Source organism: Salmonella sp. 32031103-2018-00083-FB-01-SM-01 (assembly GCF_017571995.1).
Lineage (GTDB): Bacteria > Pseudomonadota > Gammaproteobacteria > Enterobacterales > Enterobacteriaceae > Salmonella > Salmonella enterica.
On the sequence record NZ_JAGEQL010000012.1, the window covers coordinates 1 to 19005 of the forward strand.

A 19005-nucleotide genomic window follows, 5' to 3' on the forward strand; every position below is an offset into this window, starting at 1 on the left:
GAATCCGTATCTTCGAGTGCCCACACAGATTGTCTGATAAATTGTTAAAGAGCAGTGCAACGCGGCTTTCGCTCACCGTCGCGAGGTGGCGTATATTACGCTTTCCTCTTTCAGAGTCAACCCTGAATTTCAGGATTTTTCTCTTCAACCGACCGGCTGTTTGTGTGAAGTGATTCACATCCGCCGTGTCGATGGAGGCGCATTATAGGGAGTTCTCTGCTGACCGCAATAGAAAAATTGCAGAAAAATGACTGTTTGCTGCATTCCCCAGCAAAACCCCTGGTTATACCCATTTACGCACAGACTTATCCACAAAATGCGCGTTCATTTCCTGGATCTTCTCACTCTGCAAACGATCTTTCAGGGATAAAAGCCGGGCCAGAATTTAAAAAGAAAAATTCGCGAGCGTTGCGCAAACGTTTTCGTTACAATGTCGCCGCAAAATGAGAATGCCCCATAAGGGGCGTTAGCTGAGTTTTTACGCAAAAATTCAGCTAACGCTCTCTGTAATCGTCAAATCCAGGGGATTTACCATGCAACAACGTCGTCCAGTCCGCCGCGCTCTGCTCAGTGTTTCTGACAAGGCCGGTATCATCGAATTCGCCCAGGCTCTTTCCGCACGCGGTGTGGAACTGCTGTCTACGGGGGGCACCGCCCGCCTGTTAGCAGAAAAAGGCCTGCCGGTGACCGAAGTTTCCGATTACACCGGTTTCCCGGAAATGATGGATGGACGCGTAAAGACCCTGCATCCAAAAGTACACGGCGGCATCCTCGGCCGTCGCGGCCAGGACGATGCCATTATGGAACAGCACCACATCGCCCCTATCGATATGGTTGTCGTTAACCTGTATCCGTTCGCCGAAACCGTTGCACGCGTTGGTTGCTCGCTGGAAGATGCAGTAGAGAACATCGATATCGGCGGCCCGACCATGGTGCGCTCCGCCGCGAAGAACCATAAAGACGTGGCCATCGTGGTGAAGAGCAGCGACTACGACGCCATTATTAAAGAGATGGACGCTAACGAAGGTTCTTTGACCCTCGACACCCGTTTCGATCTCGCGATTAAAGCCTTCGAACACACCGCCGCCTACGACAGCATGATCGCTAACTACTTCGGCAGCATGGTTCCGGCCTACCACGGTGAAAGCAAAGAAGCCGCCGGTCGCTTCCCGCGTACGCTGAACCTGAACTTCATTAAGAAGCAGGATATGCGCTACGGCGAGAACAGCCACCAGCAAGCTGCCTTCTATATAGAAGAGAATGTGAAAGAAGCGTCCGTTGCCACCGCACAACAGGTGCAGGGCAAAGCGCTCTCTTATAACAACATCGCTGATACCGACGCGGCGCTGGAGTGTGTGAAAGAGTTCAACGAGCCAGCCTGCGTAATCGTCAAGCACGCTAACCCGTGCGGCGTGGCGGTAAGTACCTCTATTCTCGACGCTTACGATCGCGCCTATAAAACCGACCCGACCTCCGCGTTCGGCGGCATTATCGCCTTTAACCGTGAGCTGGATGCGGAAACCGCACAGGCCATCATTTCTCGTCAGTTTGTCGAAGTGATCATCGCCCCATCCGCAAGCGAAGAAGCGCTGAAAATCACCGCTGCCAAGCAGAACGTCCGTGTTCTGACCTGCGGCCAATGGGCAAGCCGCGTTCCGGGCCTGGATTTCAAACGCGTTAACGGTGGCCTGCTGGTTCAGGACAGGGATCTGGGTATGGTGAGTGAAGCTGAACTGCGCGTGGTGTCCAAACGCCAGCCGACCGAGCAGGAGCTGCGTGACGCGCTGTTCTGCTGGAAGGTAGCCAAGTTCGTGAAATCCAACGCTATTGTGTATGCCAAAGAGAACATGACCATCGGTATAGGCGCAGGCCAGATGAGCCGCGTGTACTCCGCCAAAATCGCCGGGATTAAAGCCGCTGATGAAGGTCTGGAAGTGAAAGGCTCAGCCATGGCTTCCGACGCGTTCTTCCCGTTCCGCGATGGTATTGATGCCGCTGCCGCTGTCGGCGTGAGCTGCGTTATCCAGCCAGGCGGTTCTATCCGTGATGATGAAGTCATTGCCGCTGCCGATGAACACGGTATTGCGATGATCTTCACCGACATGCGCCACTTCCGCCATTAATTCAGGGAGCAGACGATGAAAGTTTTAGTCATTGGTAACGGCGGTCGCGAACACGCGCTGGCCTGGAAAGCCGCACAGTCGCCGCTGGTTGATACCGTTTTTGTCGCACCGGGTAACGCCGGTACCGCGCTGGAGCCCGCGTTGCAGAACGTGGCTATCGGCGTCACAGATATTCCGGCGCTGTTGAGCTTTGCCCAGAACGAGAAGATTGATCTGACCATCGTCGGCCCGGAAGCGCCGCTGGTGATCGGCGTGGTCGATGCGTTCCGCGCGGCGGGTCTGAAGATCTTTGGCCCAACCGAAGGGGCCGCCCAACTGGAAGGCTCCAAAGCGTTCACCAAAGATTTCCTCGCCCGTCACCAGATCCCGACGGCGGAATACCAGAATTTCACCGAAATTGAGCCTGCCCTGGCGTATCTGCGCGAGAAAGGCGCGCCGATCGTCATCAAGGCCGATGGTCTGGCTGCGGGTAAAGGCGTTATCGTGGCGATGACGCTCGAAGAAGCCGAAGCCGCCGTGCAGGACATGCTGGCAGGTAACGCCTTTGGCGATGCAGGCCACCGCATCGTGATTGAAGAGTTCCTCGACGGCGAAGAAGCGAGCTTTATCGTGATGGTCGACGGCGAACACGTGCTGCCGATGGCTACCAGTCAGGACCACAAACGCGTAGGCAACGGCGATACCGGCCCGAACACCGGCGGTATGGGGGCCTACTCACCGGCGCCGGTGGTAACTGATGAAGTGCATCAGCGCACCATGGAACGCATCATCTGGCCAACCGTGAAAGGCATGGCGGCGGAAGGTAACACGTACACCGGCTTCCTGTATGCGGGTCTGATGATCGACAAGCAGGGCAACCCGAAAGTTATCGAGTTCAACTGCCGCTTCGGCGATCCGGAAACCCAGCCGATCATGCTGCGCATGAAGTCGGATCTGGTGGATCTTTGCCTCGCCGCCTGTGACGGCAAGCTGGATGAGAAAACTTCCGAGTGGGACGAGCGCGCTTCATTAGGCGTGGTGATCGCTGCGGGCGGTTATCCGGGCAGCTACAACACCGGCGACGAGATCCACGGTCTGCCGCTGGAAGAAGTGGCTGACGGTAAGGTTTTCCACGCGGGCACCAAACTCGCCGATGACGACCGCGTGTTGACCAGCGGCGGACGCGTCCTGTGCGCCACCGCGCTGGGTCACACCGTGGCTGAGGCGCAGAAACGCGCTTACGCCCTGATGACCGACATCCGCTGGGACGGCAGCTTCAGCCGTAACGACATCGGCTGGCGCGCCATCGAGCGTGAGCAAAACTAACGGCTGAGTTTAGCCAGCAGCGTTTTGCGCGTAATGCCCAATTGGCGGGCGGCTTCCGTTTTGTTGCCGCCCGTTTTTTCCAGCGCCGCCAGAATGATCTCTTTTTCCACATCGACCAACGGTTGGATCTCACCACTGTATTCCGTTTTTATCGGCGTCGCGGCAATAGCGAGAGGCAATTCGCGTTCAGAAATGTATTCTCCCGTTAGCAACACCACCGCCCGCTCGATAGCGTTTTCCAGCTCACGGATATTGCCCGGCCAGTCGTAGTGGATCAGCAGATCCATCGCCTGCGGCGTAAACCCCTTCACCGCTTTGCGGTTACGTTCGGCAAAACGCCGCAGAAAATGGTCTGCCAGTAGCGGAATATCTTCCCGACGCTGGCGCAAAGAAGGCATTTCAATCGCCACCACATTCAGGCGGTAATAGAGATCCTGGCGAAAGCGACCGGCACTCACCTCTTCCGCCAGATCGCGGTGGGTAGCGGCAATTAACCGAACATCCACAGATATCGTCTGGTTACTTCCCACGCGTTGCACTTCGCGCTCCTGAATCGCCCGCAGCAAACGTACCTGCATTAACGGCGAGATATCGCCGATTTCATCAAGAAACAATGTCCCGCCGTCAGCTTCGACAAAGCGTCCCTCCCGACGTTTATCCGCGCCGGTAAACGCGCCTTTTTCGTGTCCGAACAGCTCAGACTCCAGCAGCGATTCATTAAGCGCGGCGCAGTTGAGCGTGACCAGCGGTCTATCGCTCCTGGCGCTACAGGCGTGTAGCGCCCGCGCCACCAGCTCTTTACCCGTGCCGGAGTCTCCGTGAATCAATACCGTGGCGTCTGATGGTGCGACCATCGCGATTTCATTCAGTAAATGTTGCATCGCCGGACTGCTGCCAATCATGCCAAACTGCGCAGCCGACGCCGATGGCAATTCAGCGCCCGTTTCCCGCGTATGCGCCAACGCCTTTTCCAGCGTCTCCTGCAGACGGTCAAAATCCAGCGGTTTAATTAAATAGTCGAGCGCGCCGGCTTTCAACGCCTCTACCGCCGTTTCCACGCTGGAGAATGCCGTCATAATCAAAATCGGAATGGCGGGGTTGAGCGCTTTAATCTCCTTCAGCGTGGCGATACCGTCCATCTCCGCCATACGCACATCGCACAGTACCAGATCAAAGACTTTCTCACGCACCTGAGCCAACGCATCATGCCCACTGTAGGCCAGAGCGACGTTATAGCCCCAACCCCGAAGCAGAGCCTGTAAAATCGTGCAGTGGCTTACATCATCATCCACAACCAGAATATCGATTTTTCCGCGTATCACCCTTGTTAATCCTGTTGTCTCGCTATCACTGGCAACCAGATAGTAAAGACCGCGCCTTTACCCTCAATACTTTTCACCTTAATCGCGCCGCCATGCTGTTCGATGATATTTTGCACCACCGCCAGCCCCAGGCCTGTCCCGTCAGCTTTGGTCGTAAAATAAGGTGTAAAAATCGCCTCCAACTGATCCGGGGCGATCCCTTTCCCGCTATCGGTAACAGTGATGATAACGCGGTCGGTCCCACTGTCTTTTGCCTCTACGGTAATCGTTCCCTGGCGGCCAATCGCATGAATAGCGTTCAGGTACAAATTCAACAGCACCTGAGTCAGCCTGTCCGGGTCAGCCTGAATACGCTTAAGCGTCTCATTCGCCGTGAATCTCAACTGAATCTCTCTGCTTTGGGCATCCTGGCTGACCAGATTCAGGGAGTGAGTAATAATATCATTGAGGTTAACCGCCTGGAGCGTCAGATGCGCGGGCTTTACCAGTTCGAGCAATTCGCTTACCACCCGGTTCAAACGGTCGGCCTCTTTGGCCATCACCTGCGCCAGTTCATGCGACTCGCCGCCGGCTGGCGTGCGCTCGGCAAAGTATTTCGCCAGCCCTTTGATGGACGAGAGCGGGTTACGAATTTCGTGCGCGACGCCCGCCGCCAGATGCCCCATCGCCACCAGCTTTTCTTTACGCTTCATTGCATCAAGCAGTTCTCTGTGCGAGCGCTGATAACGCTGATGCCAAAAAAACGCCAGTAACGTTGCCAACAGCACCGTCGCTAACGCAGACAAAACAATCAGCGTATTACGCCACTCCCTTGCCTGTGTCGCGGCCAGCTCGCTGGCGTCAAAGGCAATAAAAATAGTTTGTTTCGCTGGTTCGTCGTCATTGGCGCTACGCGACATGCCGTGCCCCCTCATACCGTGACCTCTCATACCGAAAAGCGGCTGGAACTGGCGGTAAATTTCCAGCGCAGGCACCGTCTCGCCGTTAGCAGCAACGTCGACACGCCGCCAACGCTCCTGCGGCCCGGGGTTTAGTTGATGCATTTCAGATGTGGAATAGAGCGATTTGCCCACCATGCCAGGGTTACTATGAGTAATGATTACCCCCTGCGCATCCGTTACGGCGAACCACAACACGCCTGGCTGACCCGCCATCTCTTCCAGCAATGTCTGCTGCTGCGCGTGATGCATCCGCATTCCCATACCTACTCGCGTGCCGGACTCCAGAGCGCGAATGAGTACATTTCCCTTTTCCAGCAGCGTCTGCCTGGCGGCAGCGCTCTCACGGCCATAGTCGCGAATGACCATAATGGAAAATAGCCCCACCAGAATGAAGATCGCCGCAGGTAACAGCCGACTCAACCACGTTGCAGCGGCATCTTTATGTAATCGTATAAAACTCACAGGCTTCCCCGGCTCGTTTTTATTTTCCTTACTTAAGCAGAGATCATGCCATTCTTCGCTCCGCATAACCGCGCGTTGTCGCACACCCTTTCGGATACGGGTGGGTAAAAATGACTCGCCAGGCGGGTCATGCGAGTCATTTTTACTCGCTTTTTGCCGCCTGAAGCAGGTTAACTCGCTGCCCGACAAGGAATAGTTACCTGGCACGGAAGATGCAAGAGAGAGGATAAGATGAGCAACAGGAGAACGCAAAATGAAACGGAACAATAAATCAGCTATCGCGCTAATCGCCCTCTCTCTTTTGGCCCTGAGCTCCGGCGCCGCCTTCGCCGGACATCACTGGGGCAACAATGACGGTATGTGGCAACAGGGAGGTAGCCCGTTGACCACGGAACAGCAGGCGACGGCGCAGAAGATTTATGATGATTACTATACGCAGACCAGCGCGCTGCGCCAGCAACTGATATCCAAACGTTATGAATATAACGCGCTACTGACCGCCAGTTCGCCGGATACTGCGAAAATTAATGCGGTTGCCAAAGAGATGGAGTCATTAGGCCAGAAGTTAGATGAGCAACGCGTGAAACGGGATGTTGCGATGGCGCAGGCTGGCATACCACGCGGCGCAGGAATGGGCTATGGCGGTTGCGGCGGCTATGGCGGCGGTTATCATCGCGGCGGCGGTCATATGGGTATGGGAAACTGGTAAAGCATATTTGCCGAATGGCGGCTTCGCCATTCGGTATTCCATCAAAAGGTTTTCGCTTGCGGCTGCCAGTGACAGAAATCTGAATTCGCCACCAGCAAAAGTTGCGATCCTTCCGGCGCCTCCAGCCATGCTACGCTCACCTCTACCGATGAGCGGTTCTGGCGGCGCTCAATGTGGCTTATTGCCCAGGAATCCAGATCCGGTTTCAGCGTTTCACCTTCACAGGTGGTTACCGTATGGTCGGCGTGCCAGCGTCCCTGACGTAGTATGACCCGCCCCAGGCGCAAGGCGTCGCTGGTCTGACGGATTTGTTCGGCGCGATAGCGATACAAGGCAATCTGATCGTTGGAAAGCTGCTGCTTCTGCCCCCCAACTTCACGCTGCATAAAACTGAGTTCGCCATGAGCGTCGAAACGCGCGCGAATATGTTCTGGCGGTTTGCTGTAAATATTGAGTTCAATAAGCGAAAGCGTATCACCCTGCCAACGATATTCGCTGGTCGTCGTGCTGCCGCTATGCCACGGGCTAAAAACAGAAAGCAGATGGACTTCATCGTTCGTATCTTTACGCCAGATACGCACCGCGCCGTGATCGCCGGCAAAGCCGCTGGCAGTAAACGGAGGCGGTGAAGCGTTATGACTGCAGGCAGTCAGCAACAGCGCGCCAGAAAACAGAAACGCGCGACGCCAGACAGACAAAAGGGGCTGACGAGCCCCTTCGATAAAACTGTTCACAGCTACGCGTCTTACTTAACTGCGTCTTTCAGCGCTTTACCAGAAACAAACGCCGGTACGTTAGCGGCGGCGATTTTGATTTCTTTACCGGTCTGTGGGTTACGGCCAGTGCGCTCAGCACGGTGGTTCACTTTGAAGGTACCGAAACCAACCAGTTGTACAGCATCGCCTTCTTTCAGAGACTCAGTAATAGCAGCCAGAGTGGATTCCAGAGCAGCTTTAGCCTGGGTTTTGGACAGTTCTGCTTTGTCTGCAATTACATCAATCAGTTGAGTCTTGTTCATAAGTTATCCTTACAATGTGTTTATCGCTTGCTAAGCATCGAGTGCGACGGAAATGCCAGAAAAGCACTCTCCTGCATACACGCACCGATAGCCACTTTTTTTCGCCTCCCAAATGTAGACCAGACGGGGGGCATAAGGGAAGCCTTATGGCACGACAAATCAGACGTTAAATCACGTTTTCTGGTGTCATTGCTGAAAATTTATACCGATATTGCTCTCACCAGCCTCGCGCAGGTCTGCCCTGAGCCCTTTTATCAGTTCAATATCGCGTTCTTCGCAGTCGGCTAAAAGTCGGAATATTTCCCACTGAATATCCCATTCCTGTTCAACGGCAGGGTTCGTTTTGAGCTCCTCATCGGTCATTTCCCGACCAGCCTGAGTCATTTCCAACATCGCCACCGTAGTAATAGAAGTCTTACTAACCTCAATAGCGTGTTCCAGCGTTTCGCCGCTAAGACGAGAATGCATTAATTCGCTTAATGCGACACAGGCATCAATCGCCGGATAAACGCCGTACAGATCATAGTCGTCGGCTGCCGGAATTGCCTCTTCAAACTTCTCCAGTTGGCTATCGAAATTGACCTTTGCATCTTTCACCGTCAGGGTTTCCCAGATCAGATCCAGAATGCGACGGTAGATCTGTCCGTCGCCGAATCCCGTCTGCTTGCAAAACATGGCGTAGTTCGGGTACATGCGCTCGCACAAGCAGGCCATAAAGGTAACGTGCTGCCAGCTTTCCAGCCGCTCCAGACGCAAATGAATCGGGTTTTGTAACATGATGGAATCTCGAATCGGAAATTAGCGGCAGTTTACCTGAATCAGCGCTGAATTTCTTGCCAACGAATAAACGCCGGACGCCCGGAAGCGACGGCATCCGCCCAGCGCGTCGGCTCCGGCAGGCGATACCCTTTCATACAGCGCTGTACCCACGCCAGCGCGCTGTCAGTACTGACCCGGTGCCCCGTCGCGATAAACAGCGGATTACAGCGCGCCTTGCTGCGCCATACCCACGCCAGTTGCTCGCCTTTATCCATTAAGGGGCTAAGTGCGCCAGGTTCGGTGGAAAGTGGTTCAAATTTACCGCATAGCCGTTTTTTCGCTACGCCGATGGTCGGCACGTCCACCAACAGTCCAAAATGACTGGCGACGCCAAGCCGACGCGGATGCGAAATACCGTGACCGTCTACAAACAGCAAATTGGGCTTTTGCGAGAGCTGTTCCCACGCCGCCAGCAGCGCAGGATATTCACGAAAAGAGAGAAAGCCGGGGATATATGGCATGGTGGTGGCAATACGCGCCACCTTGTACTCTACCAGTTCAAGCGACGGATATTTCAGCAATACCATCGCCGCCCGCGTCACCTCGCCGCCCTGCTCAAAACCGACGTCCGCCCCGCCGATAAACGCTGGCGGATCTTTGTCCAACCGATCTTCGCGGCAAACCGATGAAGCAAGTTCTATCTGTTGAGCGCGTAACGACGCGAGATCCATACTAACTCCTTAGCTGTGATACTGCGCAGAAAGTCGGTGCACTGCCTCCACAAATGCGCCAGCATGTTCTGGCGGCACATCCTGATGGATGCCATGTCCAAGGTTAAAGACGTGCCCTTCTCCCTGACCGAAACCAGCAAGTATAGTCGCTACCTCGTCTTCGATCCGTGCCGGCGGCGCATACAGCATCGAGGGGTCCATATTGCCCTGCAGCGCCACTTTATGGCCAACGCGACGGCGCGCATCGGCGATATCTGTCGTCCAGTCGAGACCCAGCGCGTCGCAGCCGGTTTCCGCCATCGCCTCCAGCCACTGACCGCCACCTTTAGTGAACAGCGTTACCGGCACGCGGCGACCGTCGTTTTCACGCAGCAGGCCATCGACGATTTTATGCATGTAGTACAGGGAGAACTGCTGGTAATCGCGGCCAGTCAGCACGCCGCCCCAAGTGTCGAAAATCATCACCGACTGCGCGCCCGCTTTGATTTGCGCGTTGAGGTACAGCGTGACGCTTTTCGCCAACTTATCCAGCAGCAGATGCAACGCCTGCGGGTCAGCGTACATCATCTTTTTAATCACCGTGAAGGCTTTGCTACTGCCGCCTTCCACCATGTAAGTCGCCAGCGTCCACGGGCTGCCGGAGAAGCCGATCAGAGGAACCTCGCCTTTTAGTTCGCGGCGAATCGTACGCACTGCATTCATCACATAACCCAGTTCATCTTCCGGATCGGGAATGGGCAGCTTATCGACATCGGCTTTGCAGGTGACAGGAGCCGTAAAGCGCGGGCCTTCCCCGGCTTCAAAATAGAGCCCCAGGCCCATCGCGTCCGGAATCGTCAGGATATCCGAGAAAAGGATCGCCGCATCAAGCGGATAACGGCGCAGCGGCTGTAAAGTGACCTCGCAGGCCAGTTCGGCATTTTTGCACAGCGACATAAAATCGCCCGCCTGAGCGCGAGTGGCTTTGTACTCCGGTAGATAACGGCCCGCCTGGCGCATCATCCACACTGGCGTAACATCAACGGGCTGGCGCAGCAGCGCACGTAGATAACGATCGTTTTTGAGTTCGGTCATTTTTACATTCCTTTAGCGTTGATGCGCCCAGTGTAACATGTCAATCATATTCAGCCCGACACATTGCCACCGTATCTTCGATCAAACGGCGCGCGACGGTGCCCGGTGGCGGTAGTAGCGGCAGATCGTCATAACGGTACCAATTTGCTTCCAACAGTTCTTTCGGGTCGATGACAATCTCGCCGCTGTCATACTCCGCCATAAAAGCGGTCATCAACGACTGCGGGAAAGGCCACGGCTGGGAAGTCACATAGCGCAGATTTTTCACCTTAATCCCGCTCTCCTCCATTACCTCTCGCGCGACCGCCTGTTCTAAGGTTTCGCCGACTTCAACAAACCCGGCCAGCACGGTATGCACGCCGTTGCGGTGGCGAACGTGCTGGGCAAGGAGGATCGAATCCTCACGGCGGATCGCGACGATAATGCAAGGGGCGATTTGCGGGTAGTAACGCTCGCGGCAATGGCTGCACAGCATCGCCCATTCGGTTTTACTCGGGTGCATAGGGTGCCCGCAATAGCCGCAAAATTTATGCGATCGGTAAAACTCCGCCAACTGTACGCCACGTCCCGCCAGTTGGAACAGCCCTGCATCCTGATCGATAACCTGGCGAACCGATCCCATATCATGGCGTCGATGCTGTAACACCAGCCAGACGGGCTCGCCTTGCCATTCACCTATCCGGAGTGCGCGCTGCCCCACAAGATCGAAATTTGCTGCCAGCCCGTGTGGTAATTCCCCATACGGCAACCATAATTTTTGTTCATGGCTGACGATCCACCAGCCACTCTCTAATTTTTCAATTATACGATCCATAGCTCTTGCACTACCTTTGCTTCACTGGCATGTTGTTAACATTATTTTTACATTCATGGCGAGCAGCCTTTATCTAACTTGCGGAGACAATCATGCTAAACCAGCTGGAAAACCTGACGGAGCGCGTTGGCGGAAGCAACAAACTGGTCGATCGCTGGCTGGATGTACGTAAGCACCTGCTCGTGGCTTACTACAACCTGGTTGGCATTAAGCCTGGCAAAGAATCGTACATGCGGCTGAATGAAAAAGCGCTGGATAATTTTTGTCAGAGCCTGGTCGATTACCTTTCCGCCGGGCACTTCAGTATTTATGAACGTATTCTCCATAAATTGGAAGGAAACGGTCAGCTTTTACATGCGGCAAAAATCTGGCCGCTGCTGGAAGATAATACGCAGCGCATTATGGATTATTACGACACCAGCCTGGAAACTGCCATCGATCACGATAATTGTCTCGAATTTCAACAAGCTCTGTCAGATATCGGCGAAGCGCTGGAAGCCCGCTTTGTGCTGGAAGACAAGCTGATTATGCTGGTGTTTGACGCGATGCACGACGGCGCCAGAGTCAAACGTCCCGCTTGAGTTCTGCGCGAGTAACGGGTAGTTTACTTCAGCCCCCTCTTCGGAGGGGCGGTTATCTTGTCGGAGTGCTAATTTTCCACAAAAGCGTTCGTGATGCGTCAAGGCGGCAAGTCGGTGAATCTCCAGGAGCTTACATAGGTAAGTGACTGGAGTGAGCGGACGAAGCCAAAGAAGAGGCAGCGCGAAGGATGAAGTGGAAAAGGCTGAGACCGTTAATTCGGGATCCGCGGAACCTGATCAGGTTAATACCTGCGAAGGGAACAAGAGTAATTCTGCTTTATGCTGCTGCCTTTACGGGCGGCGCACATCCATTACTCCATCCGTCGTCTGACAAGCCACGTCCTTAATTTTTTGGAATGAGCTATGTCTACAACAACGTTAACCCGCCGCGAGCAGCGCGCTAAAGCCCAGCATTTTATCGATACGCTGGAAGGTACCGCATTTCCCAACTCGAAACGCATCTACGTGACCGGTTCGCAGCATGATATTCGCGTACCGATGCGCGAAATTCAACTTAGCCCGACATTGATCAGCGGAACGAAAGACCATCCGCAGTATGAAGAAAATGAAGCGATTCCGGTATATGACACCTCCGGCCCATACGGTGATCCTGATGTGGCGATTAACGTCCAGCAGGGGCTGGCGAAACTACGCCAGCCGTGGATTGAAGCACGGGCTGATGTAGAAACGCTTTCTGACCGCAGTTCTGCCTATACCCGCGAACGCCTGACAGATGAAGGACTTGACGCATTACGCTTTACCGGTCTGTTAACGCCAAAACGCGCCAAAGCCGGACACTGCGTGACGCAACTTCATTATGCCCGCCAGGGGATCGTCACTCCCGAAATGGAGTTCATCGCCATCCGTGAAAACATGGGCCGCGAGCGCATTCGCAGTGAAGTACTGCGCCACCAGCATCCCGGAGAAAGCTTCGGCGCGCGCCTGCCGGAGAACATCACCCCGGAATTCGTGCGTGATGAAGTCGCCGCGGGCCGCGCGATTATTCCCGCCAACATCAACCACCCGGAATCGGAGCCGATGATTATTGGCCGCAACTTCCTGGTGAAGGTCAACGCCAATATCGGCAACTCGGCGGTGACCTCCTCTATCGAAGAAGAGGTGGAAAAACTGGTGTGGGCGACGCGCTGGGGGGCGGATACGGTAATGGACCTTTCCACCGGGCGCTATATTCACGAAACCCGTGAGTGGATCCTGCGTAATAGCCCAGTACCAATCGGCACGGTGCCGATCTACCAGGCGCTGGAAAAGGTCAACGGGATCGCCGAGGATCTTACCTGGGAAGCCTTCCGCGACACGCTGCTGGAGCAGGCCGAACAGGGCGTCGACTATTTCACTATTCACGCGGGCGTGCTGCTGCGTTACGTGCCGATGACCGCCAAGCGCCTGACCGGCATTGTCTCGCGCGGCGGTTCAATCATGGCGAAGTGGTGCCTCTCGCATCACAAAGAGAACTTCCTGTTCGAACATTTCCGCGAGATTTGTGAAATCTGCGCCGCCTACGACGTTTCCCTGTCGCTGGGCGACGGCCTGCGACCGGGATCGATTCAGGACGCCAACGACGAAGCGCAGTTCTCCGAGCTGCATACGCTGGGCGAGCTGACCAAAATCGCCTGGGAATACGACGTGCAGGTGATGATTGAAGGCCCGGGCCACGTGCCGATGCATATGATTCAGCGCAACATGACCGAAGAGCTGGAGCACTGCCATGAAGCGCCGTTCTACACCTTAGGGCCGCTGACTACCGATATCGCGCCGGGCTATGACCACTTCACCTCCGGCATTGGCGCGGCGATGATCGGCTGGTTCGGCTGTGCGATGCTGTGTTACGTCACGCCGAAAGAGCATCTCGGCCTGCCAAACAAAGAAGATGTGAAGCAGGGGCTGATCACCTACAAGATCGCCGCCCACGCCGCTGACTTAGCCAAAGGGCATCCGGGCGCGCAGATTCGCGATAACGCGATGTCGAAAGCGCGCTTTGAATTCCGCTGGGAGGATCAGTTTAACCTCGCGCTCGACCCGTTCACCGCCCGCGCCTGGCACGATGAAACCCTGCCACAGGAGTCCGGCAAAGTGGCGCACTTTTGCTCGATGTGCGGGCCGAAATTCTGCTCAATGAAAATCAGCCAGGAAGTTCGTGATTACGCCGCCGCGCAAACTATTGAAGTCGGGATGGCGGATATGTCGGAAAACTTCCGCGCCAAAGGCGGCGAAATCTATCTCAAGCGGGAGGAAGTCTGATGTATCAGCCTGATTTCCCAACCGTGCCGTTCCGTCTCGGACTTTACCCGGTGGTGGACAGCGTGGCATGGATTGAGCGCCTGCTGGAGGCGGGCGTGCGCACGATCCAGTTGCGTATCAAAGATAAACGCGATGAAGAGGTGGAAGCGGATGTTATCGCCGCCATCGCGCTGGGGCGTCGTTATGACGCCCGGCTGTTTATCAACGATTACTGGCGTCTGGCAATTAAGCACCGCGCTTACGGCGTGCATCTGGGCCAGGAAGATCTCGAAACCACTGACCTGAAGGCGATTCAGGCGGCAGGGCTACGCCTGGGCGTATCGACCCACGATGATATGGAGATAAACATCGCGCTCGCCGCTAAGCCTTCTTATATCGCACTCGGCCACGTCTTCCCGACGCAAACCAAGCAGATGCCTTCCGCCCCGCAGGGGCTGGCGCAGTTGGCGCGGCATATTGAACGTCTGGCGGATTACCCCACCGTGGCGATTGGCGGCATCAGCCTTGAACGCGCTCCGGCGGTGCTGGCGACCGGCGTCGGCAGCATTGCCGTGGTCAGCGCCATTACCCAGGCCGCCGACTGGCGCGCCGCTACGCAACAGTTACTTGCAATCGCAGGAGTTGGCGATGAATGACCGTGACTTTATGCGCTACAGCCGCCAGATCCTGCTCGGCGATATCGCCATTGAAGGCCAGCAACAGCTGCTCGATAGCCATGTATTGATTGTCGGCTTAGGCGGATTGGGTTCGCCTGCCGCGCTGTATCTGGCGGGAGCAGGCATCGGCACACTGACGCTGGCGGATGATGACGATGTTCATCTGAGCAATCTCCAGCGGCAAATTCTGTTCACCACCGACGATATCGCTCGTTCGAAATCACAGGTTGCCCGGCAGCGCCTGACGCGGCTCAACCCAGATATCGAACTGGTGTCGCTCCAACAGCGGCTGCAAGGCGAGGCGCTCCGACATGGGGTCGCGCGTGCCGACGTGGTGCTCGACTGTACCGATAACATGGCGACGCGCCAGGCAATCAACGCCGCCTGCGTAACGCTCAACACACCGCTCATCACCGCCAGCGCCGTCGGCTTTGGCGGCCAACTGATGGTGCTCACGCCGCCGTGGGAACAAGGCTGTTACCGCTGCCTGTGGCCGGATGATGTCGAGCCGGAACGCAACTGCCGTACCGCCGGTATCGTCGGACCGGTTGTTGGCGTGATGGGCACTTTGCAGGCGCTGGAGGCAATCAAATTACTCAGCGGGATGGAAACGCCGAGTGGCGAGCTACGCCTGTTTGACGGTAAAACCAGCCAGTGGCGCAGCCTGGCGCTGCATCGCGCCAGCGGCTGTCCGGTCTGCGGAGGGCAACATGCAGATTCAGTTCAATGATGAACCGATGCAGTGCGCCGAAGGGCAAACCGTCAGTGAGCTGCTTGCTGCGCTTAATCAGCTTAAACCGGGCGTGGCGCTGGCGCTCAATCAGCAGATCCTGCCACGCGAGCAATGGCGGCAACATATCGTGCAGGAAGGCGACCAGATCCTGCTTTTTCACGTTATAGCAGGAGGTTGAGATGTTACGTATTGCCGACAAAACGTTTAATTCACATCTGTTCACCGGCACCGGAAAATTTGCTTCGTCGCAGCTGATGGTCGAGGCGATTCGCGCCTCCGGCAGCCAGTTGGTGACGCTGGCGATGAAGCGCGTGGATTTACGTCAGCACAACGACGCTATCCTCATGCCGCTCATTGAAGCGGGCGTCACGCTGCTGCCCAATACTTCAGGAGCGAAAACTGCCGAAGAGGCGATTTTCGCCGCCCAACTGGCGCGTGAAGCGCTGGGTACCCACTGGCTGAAATTAGAAATCCACCCGGACGCCCGCTGGCTATTGCCGGACCCGATTGAAACGCTAAAAGCCGCCGAGGCGCTGGTGAAGCAGGGTTTTGTGGTGCTGCCTTACTGCGGCGCAGATCCGGTGCTGTGCAAACGGCTGGAAGAAGTTGGCTGTTCGGCGGTGATGCCGCTTGGCGCGCCCATCGGTTCGAATCAGGGGCTGGAAACCAAAGCGATGCTGGAGATTATTATCCAGCAGGCCACCGTGCCGGTGGTGGTCGACGCCGGGATCGGCGTCCCCAGCCACGCGACGCAAGCGCTGGAAATGGGCGCTGATGCGGTGCTGGTTAACACCGCGATTGCCGTGGCGGACGATCCGGTGATGATGGCAACCGCTTTCCGCCTGGCTGTAGAAGCGGGAGTACTGGCGCGGCAGGCTGTGCCAGGAAGCAAAAGTTCGCAGGCCAGCGCCACCAGCCCGCTCACCGGGTTTCTGGAGGCGTTAGCATGAAAACCTTCAGCGACCGTTGGCGGCAGCTCGACTGGGACGATATTCGCCTGCGCATCAACGGTAAAACCGCCGCTGACGTGGAGCGCGCGCTGAACGCCGCGCATCTTAGCCGGGACGATTTGATGGCTCTGCTCTCCCCCGCTGCCGCCGATTATCTGGAGCCGATGGCGCAGCGCGCGCAAAAACTTACCCGCCAGCGCTTTGGCAACACCGTCAGTTTCTATGTGCCGCTTTATCTCTCGAACCTGTGCGCCAACGACTGTACCTACTGCGGTTTCTCGATGAGCAACCGCATTAAGCGTAAAACGCTGGATGAGGTGGATATTCAAAGGGAGTGCGATGCTATCCGTAAACTGGGCTTTGAGCATCTGTTGCTGGTGACTGGCGAACATCAGGCCAAAGTAGGAATGGACTATTTTCGCCGTCATTTACCGGCTATCCGCCGTCAATTTTCATCATTACAGATGGAAGTCCAGCCCTTGTCGCAAGAAAACTATGCGGAGCTCAAAACGCTGGGGATCGATGGCGTGATGGTTTATCAGGAAACTTACCATGAGGCAATCTATGCACAGCATCACCTGAAGGGAAAGAAACAGGACTTTTTCTGGCGGCTGGAAACGCCGGATCGGTTAGGCCGGGCAGGTATCGACAAAATCGGTCTTGGCGCGCTGATTGGGCTTTCTGACAGTTGGCGGGTGGACTGCTATATGGTGGCGGAACATCTGTTGTGGATGCAGAAACACTACTGGCAGAGTCGCTATTCTGTTTCCTTCCCGCGTCTGCGTCCGTGTACTGGCGGTGTGGAACCCGCATCTGTGATGGATGAAAAGCAACTGGTGCAAACGATTTGCGCTTTCCGGTTATTGGCGCCGGAAATTGAATTATCACTCTCCACCCGCGAATCGCCGTGGTTTCGCGATAACGTGATCCCGTTGGCGATCAACAACGTTAGCGCCTTCTCGAAAACCCAGCCCGGTGGCTACGCTGACGATCATCCAGAACTGGAGCAGTTTTCTCCCCACGATGCCCGTCGGCCTGAAGCCGTAGCAAGCGCGTTAAGCGCGCAAGGGTTACAGCCCGTCTGGAAAGACTGGGACAGTTGGCTGGGGCGCGCTTCGCAAATGCGGTGAACCCGTATGTAAACGCATTAGTATTTCACAAGCGAGTACGTAATGTGAAAAACGGGAGATTGTTATCGACCTCCCGTTTTTTTATTTTGTCATCGTCAGCAACGGAAGCTGACCAGGGCAAAGTATCCCTTCCTCATTTTTGCCCAGCCTTCTCCCCTTCATCAGTAATTGACGACCGAGGGCTGGCCACTGGATTATCGAAATAGCGGTGAACTTGAAGTTTTTGGGCAGCGTTCCTGACTGTAATTTCTCTGGCGGCCCTCTTCCAACCGTGTCTGCTGATCGTTTTTGTCCATAAAATGATGCCCCAGAACAACGGGAATCAGGGGCGAACCCATCAGGGAAAAATGTGTTGCGGCCGAACGCCGATGGTAACGTTACTTGATGGAAAACGCATCTGGGCTGAGAAAAATTTAAGCCAGATGTAATCTGACAGATATCTGTATAAATAACCGGTAACTGTCAGATCAGGTCTGAGATAATACATATCATTTTACCTATACGCACTACATCCTCGGACATCTGGGATTGGTGTATTGTCCGATTATAAAGTCGTCTGTGTGTTTTTTCGGCCTAAAGACCTTAATGGAATTAAATACTCCATTTAATAATTTAAAATGTCACGCGTAAACAATCAATAAACCAGGTTTATCATTTAATGTATGAACAGCAGGCATTTTATAATAGCGGACCAATAGACTTTAATAAGTTAGATTTATGGGATAAATTTAAAGTCACATTTGGATTCAATGTTACAGAAAAAACCAAACCCAATGGTAAAAAATTTCAATTTTGAGTATTGTGGATTCTCTACTTTTATTATGCCGGTTGATGGCGTTGGCGGGATTTTAGCAAAGTGGTTCTCAAAAAAACATAATGTAAGTGTCCCAACGCCTTATACATTCGGGCAGGCCCCCATTCCTGGCGTCAATCTTTATCGTAATACAAAAGCAAAATTTGTTATGGCTAACGGCGGTAATAGTCTTCCCTGTGCGATGGCAAAATATAATGCAAAAACTGGACAATTTATTCATATAAACAGTGATAATGAGTTTTCACCAATAATACGAGAAACAAGAGTCATAAAAAAATAATTTATTTATTCATTAAATTTATAATTACAGATAAAATCAAGAGCCAGCATGGCATTGAAAAATAAAATACGGCTTTTTTATCCGCGCTGATTTTGACTCGATGAAGAATAACGGTGGCGACAATAATAATAAGACAATAAATAAATATCAGTAATGATTTATGGTGAAGTATATATAACGATAGAAACAATAAAAAAGCGGACAGAACGTTTGAAATGGTTATCTTTTTTGTAAATACCAAAAGACTAAACATCAAATAGATTAATGAAATAATCGCTGGCATTTTCTTTCCTTGTAGGCAAGCGACCCGGAATTCGGCATCCAGCATGAAGCTGGTGGAGGGA

20 protein-coding genes, 1 pseudogene and 1 riboswitch are annotated in these 19005 nt (G+C 54.5%); of the genes and pseudogenes, 11 read left to right on the top strand and 10 right to left on the bottom strand.

The window, feature by feature from the left end; genetic code table 11:
* The first annotated feature begins 533 nt into the window (after window positions 1–533).
* Together purH and purD are read left to right on the top strand one after the other, a co-directional pair.
* Window positions 534–2123 (top strand): bifunctional phosphoribosylaminoimidazolecarboxamide formyltransferase/IMP cyclohydrolase, encoded by a 1590-nt coding sequence (gene purH / locus J4614_RS21290; RefSeq protein ID WP_001187520.1) that lies wholly within the window; start codon window positions 534–536, stop codon window positions 2121–2123.
* A gap of 15 nt (window positions 2124–2138) precedes the next feature.
* Window positions 2139–3428 carry a phosphoribosylamine--glycine ligase gene (purD, locus tag J4614_RS21295; RefSeq protein ID WP_000866780.1) on the top strand — a complete coding sequence of 430 codons (1290 nt, stop codon included), beginning with the start codon at window positions 2139–2141 and terminating at the stop codon, window positions 3426–3428.
* On the opposite strand, the gene zraR is transcribed toward purD, so the two are convergent.
* Together zraR and zraS are read right to left on the bottom strand one after the other, a co-directional pair.
* A complete protein-coding gene (gene zraR / locus J4614_RS21300) occupies window positions 3425–4750 on the bottom strand; it encodes a sigma-54-dependent response regulator transcription factor ZraR (RefSeq protein WP_000617940.1) in 1326 nt (441 codons plus the stop codon). The genes purD and zraR overlap by 4 nt on opposite strands.
* A 5-nt stretch (window positions 4751–4755) precedes the next feature.
* Complete coding sequence (zraS, locus tag J4614_RS21305) at window positions 4756–6153, bottom strand: two-component system sensor histidine kinase ZraS (protein WP_053259071.1); 1398 nt, start codon at window positions 6151–6153, stop codon at window positions 4756–4758.
* 253 nt (window positions 6154–6406) lie between these two features.
* Here zraS and zraP point away from each other — a divergent pair, with 253 nt between their 5' ends.
* Complete coding sequence (gene zraP / locus J4614_RS21310) at window positions 6407–6862, top strand: zinc resistance sensor/chaperone ZraP (RefSeq protein ID WP_000828129.1); 456 nt, start codon at window positions 6407–6409, stop codon at window positions 6860–6862.
* Window positions 6863–6903: 41 nt separating this feature from the next.
* Here zraP and J4614_RS21315 read toward each other — a convergent pair whose 3' ends face one another.
* The 6 genes from J4614_RS21315 to nudC all read right to left on the bottom strand — a co-directional run bounded on the left by J4614_RS21315 (window position 6904) and on the right by nudC (window position 11258).
* Complete coding sequence (locus J4614_RS21315) at window positions 6904–7596, bottom strand: DUF1481 domain-containing protein (protein WP_001083932.1); 693 nt, start codon at window positions 7594–7596, stop codon at window positions 6904–6906.
* An 11-nt stretch (window positions 7597–7607) separates the two neighbouring features.
* On the bottom strand, window positions 7608–7880 hold the full coding sequence (hupA, locus tag J4614_RS21320; RefSeq protein ID WP_001044509.1) for a nucleoid-associated protein HU-alpha: 273 nt from the start codon (window positions 7878–7880) through the stop codon (window positions 7608–7610).
* 186 nt (window positions 7881–8066) lie between these two features.
* Window positions 8067–8657 carry a YjaG family protein gene (locus J4614_RS21325; protein ID WP_000940094.1) on the bottom strand — a complete coding sequence of 197 codons (591 nt, stop codon included), beginning with the start codon at window positions 8655–8657 and terminating at the stop codon, window positions 8067–8069.
* A 41-nt stretch (window positions 8658–8698) separates the two neighbouring features.
* On the bottom strand, window positions 8699–9370 hold the full coding sequence (gene nfi, locus J4614_RS21330; RefSeq protein ID WP_001529320.1) for a deoxyribonuclease V: 672 nt from the start codon (window positions 9368–9370) through the stop codon (window positions 8699–8701).
* Between the two features lie 9 nt (window positions 9371–9379).
* Window positions 9380–10444 carry a uroporphyrinogen decarboxylase gene (gene hemE, locus J4614_RS21335; protein WP_000137620.1) on the bottom strand — a complete coding sequence of 355 codons (1065 nt, stop codon included), beginning with the start codon at window positions 10442–10444 and terminating at the stop codon, window positions 9380–9382.
* 40 nt (window positions 10445–10484) lie between these two features.
* The gene (gene nudC, locus J4614_RS21340; RefSeq protein ID WP_000373958.1) at window positions 10485–11258 is read right to left on the bottom strand and encodes an NAD(+) diphosphatase; all 774 of its coding nucleotides are present in this window, start codon (window positions 11256–11258) and stop codon (window positions 10485–10487) included.
* A 92-nt stretch (window positions 11259–11350) separates the two neighbouring features.
* Between nudC and rsd the strand changes: the two genes are divergently transcribed.
* From rsd to thiH, 7 genes are all read left to right on the top strand, one after another.
* Entirely contained in the window at window positions 11351–11839 is a 489-nt protein-coding gene (gene rsd / locus J4614_RS21345; RefSeq protein WP_000934317.1) for a sigma D regulator, read from the top strand.
* A gap of 55 nt (window positions 11840–11894) precedes the next feature.
* Window positions 11895–12116, top strand: a riboswitch (TPP riboswitch).
* A gap of 86 nt (window positions 12117–12202) precedes the next feature.
* Entirely contained in the window at window positions 12203–14098 is a 1896-nt protein-coding gene (gene thiC / locus J4614_RS21350; RefSeq protein ID WP_001529319.1) for a phosphomethylpyrimidine synthase ThiC, read from the top strand.
* Window positions 14098–14733 carry a thiamine phosphate synthase gene (thiE, locus tag J4614_RS21355; protein WP_001529311.1) on the top strand — a complete coding sequence of 212 codons (636 nt, stop codon included), beginning with the start codon at window positions 14098–14100 and terminating at the stop codon, window positions 14731–14733. The genes thiC and thiE overlap by 1 nt, the downstream gene beginning before the upstream one ends.
* A complete protein-coding gene (locus J4614_RS21360) occupies window positions 14726–15484 on the top strand; it encodes a HesA/MoeB/ThiF family protein (RefSeq protein ID WP_001529316.1) in 759 nt (252 codons plus the stop codon). The genes thiE and J4614_RS21360 overlap by 8 nt, the downstream gene beginning before the upstream one ends.
* On the top strand, window positions 15465–15665 hold the full coding sequence (gene thiS / locus J4614_RS21365) for a sulfur carrier protein ThiS (RefSeq protein WP_001529312.1): 201 nt from the start codon (window positions 15465–15467) through the stop codon (window positions 15663–15665). Before J4614_RS21360 ends, thiS begins: the two co-directional genes overlap by 20 nt.
* Before the next feature lies 1 nt (window position 15666).
* Window positions 15667–16437: a thiazole synthase gene (gene thiG / locus J4614_RS21370; protein ID WP_001529310.1), complete on the top strand. Its 771-nt coding sequence runs from the start codon at window positions 15667–15669 to the stop codon at window positions 16435–16437.
* Window positions 16434–17567 carry a 2-iminoacetate synthase ThiH gene (gene thiH / locus J4614_RS21375; protein ID WP_001529309.1) on the top strand — a complete coding sequence of 378 codons (1134 nt, stop codon included), beginning with the start codon at window positions 16434–16436 and terminating at the stop codon, window positions 17565–17567. The genes thiG and thiH overlap by 4 nt, the downstream gene beginning before the upstream one ends.
* Before the next feature lie 153 nt (window positions 17568–17720).
* Here the strand turns inward: thiH and J4614_RS21380 are convergent.
* Window positions 17721–17905: pseudogene (locus J4614_RS21380) on the bottom strand (hypothetical protein); the annotation flags it as partial.
* A 411-nt stretch (window positions 17906–18316) separates the two neighbouring features.
* Here J4614_RS21380 and J4614_RS21385 point away from each other — a divergent pair.
* Window positions 18317–18661 carry a hypothetical protein gene (locus J4614_RS21385; protein WP_031607738.1) on the top strand — a complete coding sequence of 115 codons (345 nt, stop codon included), beginning with the start codon at window positions 18317–18319 and terminating at the stop codon, window positions 18659–18661.
* 1 nt (window position 18662) lies between these two features.
* Here the strand turns inward: J4614_RS21385 and J4614_RS21390 are convergent, their stop codons facing one another.
* A complete protein-coding gene (locus J4614_RS21390; RefSeq protein ID WP_001663249.1) occupies window positions 18663–18989 on the bottom strand; it encodes a hypothetical protein in 327 nt (108 codons plus the stop codon).
* Between the last annotated feature and the right edge of the window lie 16 nt (window positions 18990–19005).

Bases quoted from the DNA above. Each gene is read 5' to 3' on its own strand.
- zraP (WP_000828129.1), top strand. From the start codon at position 6,407: ATGAAACGGAACAATAAATCAGCTATCGCGCTAATCGCCCTCTCTCTT.
- nfi (WP_001529320.1), bottom strand. From the start codon at position 9,370: ATGGATCTCGCGTCGTTACGCGCTCAACAGATAGAACTTGCTTCATCG.
- J4614_RS21360 (WP_001529316.1), top strand. From the start codon at position 14,726: ATGAATGACCGTGACTTTATGCGCTACAGCCGCCAGATCCTGCTCGGC.
- J4614_RS21325 (WP_000940094.1), bottom strand. From the start codon at position 8,657: ATGTTACAAAACCCGATTCATTTGCGTCTGGAGCGGCTGGAAAGCTGG.
- thiS (WP_001529312.1), top strand. From the start codon at position 15,465: ATGCAGATTCAGTTCAATGATGAACCGATGCAGTGCGCCGAAGGGCAA.
- J4614_RS21390 (WP_001663249.1), bottom strand. From the start codon at position 18,989: ATGCTGGATGCCGAATTCCGGGTCGCTTGCCTACAAGGAAAGAAAATG.
- purD (WP_000866780.1), top strand. From the start codon at position 2,139: ATGAAAGTTTTAGTCATTGGTAACGGCGGTCGCGAACACGCGCTGGCC.
- thiH (WP_001529309.1), top strand. From the start codon at position 16,434: ATGAAAACCTTCAGCGACCGTTGGCGGCAGCTCGACTGGGACGATATT.
- nudC (WP_000373958.1), bottom strand. From the start codon at position 11,258: ATGGATCGTATAATTGAAAAATTAGAGAGTGGCTGGTGGATCGTCAGC.
- rsd (WP_000934317.1), top strand. From the start codon at position 11,351: ATGCTAAACCAGCTGGAAAACCTGACGGAGCGCGTTGGCGGAAGCAAC.
- thiE (WP_001529311.1), top strand. From the start codon at position 14,098: ATGTATCAGCCTGATTTCCCAACCGTGCCGTTCCGTCTCGGACTTTAC.
- thiC (WP_001529319.1), top strand. From the start codon at position 12,203: ATGTCTACAACAACGTTAACCCGCCGCGAGCAGCGCGCTAAAGCCCAG.
- thiG (WP_001529310.1), top strand. From the start codon at position 15,667: ATGTTACGTATTGCCGACAAAACGTTTAATTCACATCTGTTCACCGGC.
- hupA (WP_001044509.1), bottom strand. From the start codon at position 7,880: ATGAACAAGACTCAACTGATTGATGTAATTGCAGACAAAGCAGAACTG.
- J4614_RS21385 (WP_031607738.1), top strand. From the start codon at position 18,317: ATGTTACAGAAAAAACCAAACCCAATGGTAAAAAATTTCAATTTTGAG.
- purH (WP_001187520.1), top strand. From the start codon at position 534: ATGCAACAACGTCGTCCAGTCCGCCGCGCTCTGCTCAGTGTTTCTGAC.
- hemE (WP_000137620.1), bottom strand. From the start codon at position 10,444: ATGACCGAACTCAAAAACGATCGTTATCTACGTGCGCTGCTGCGCCAG.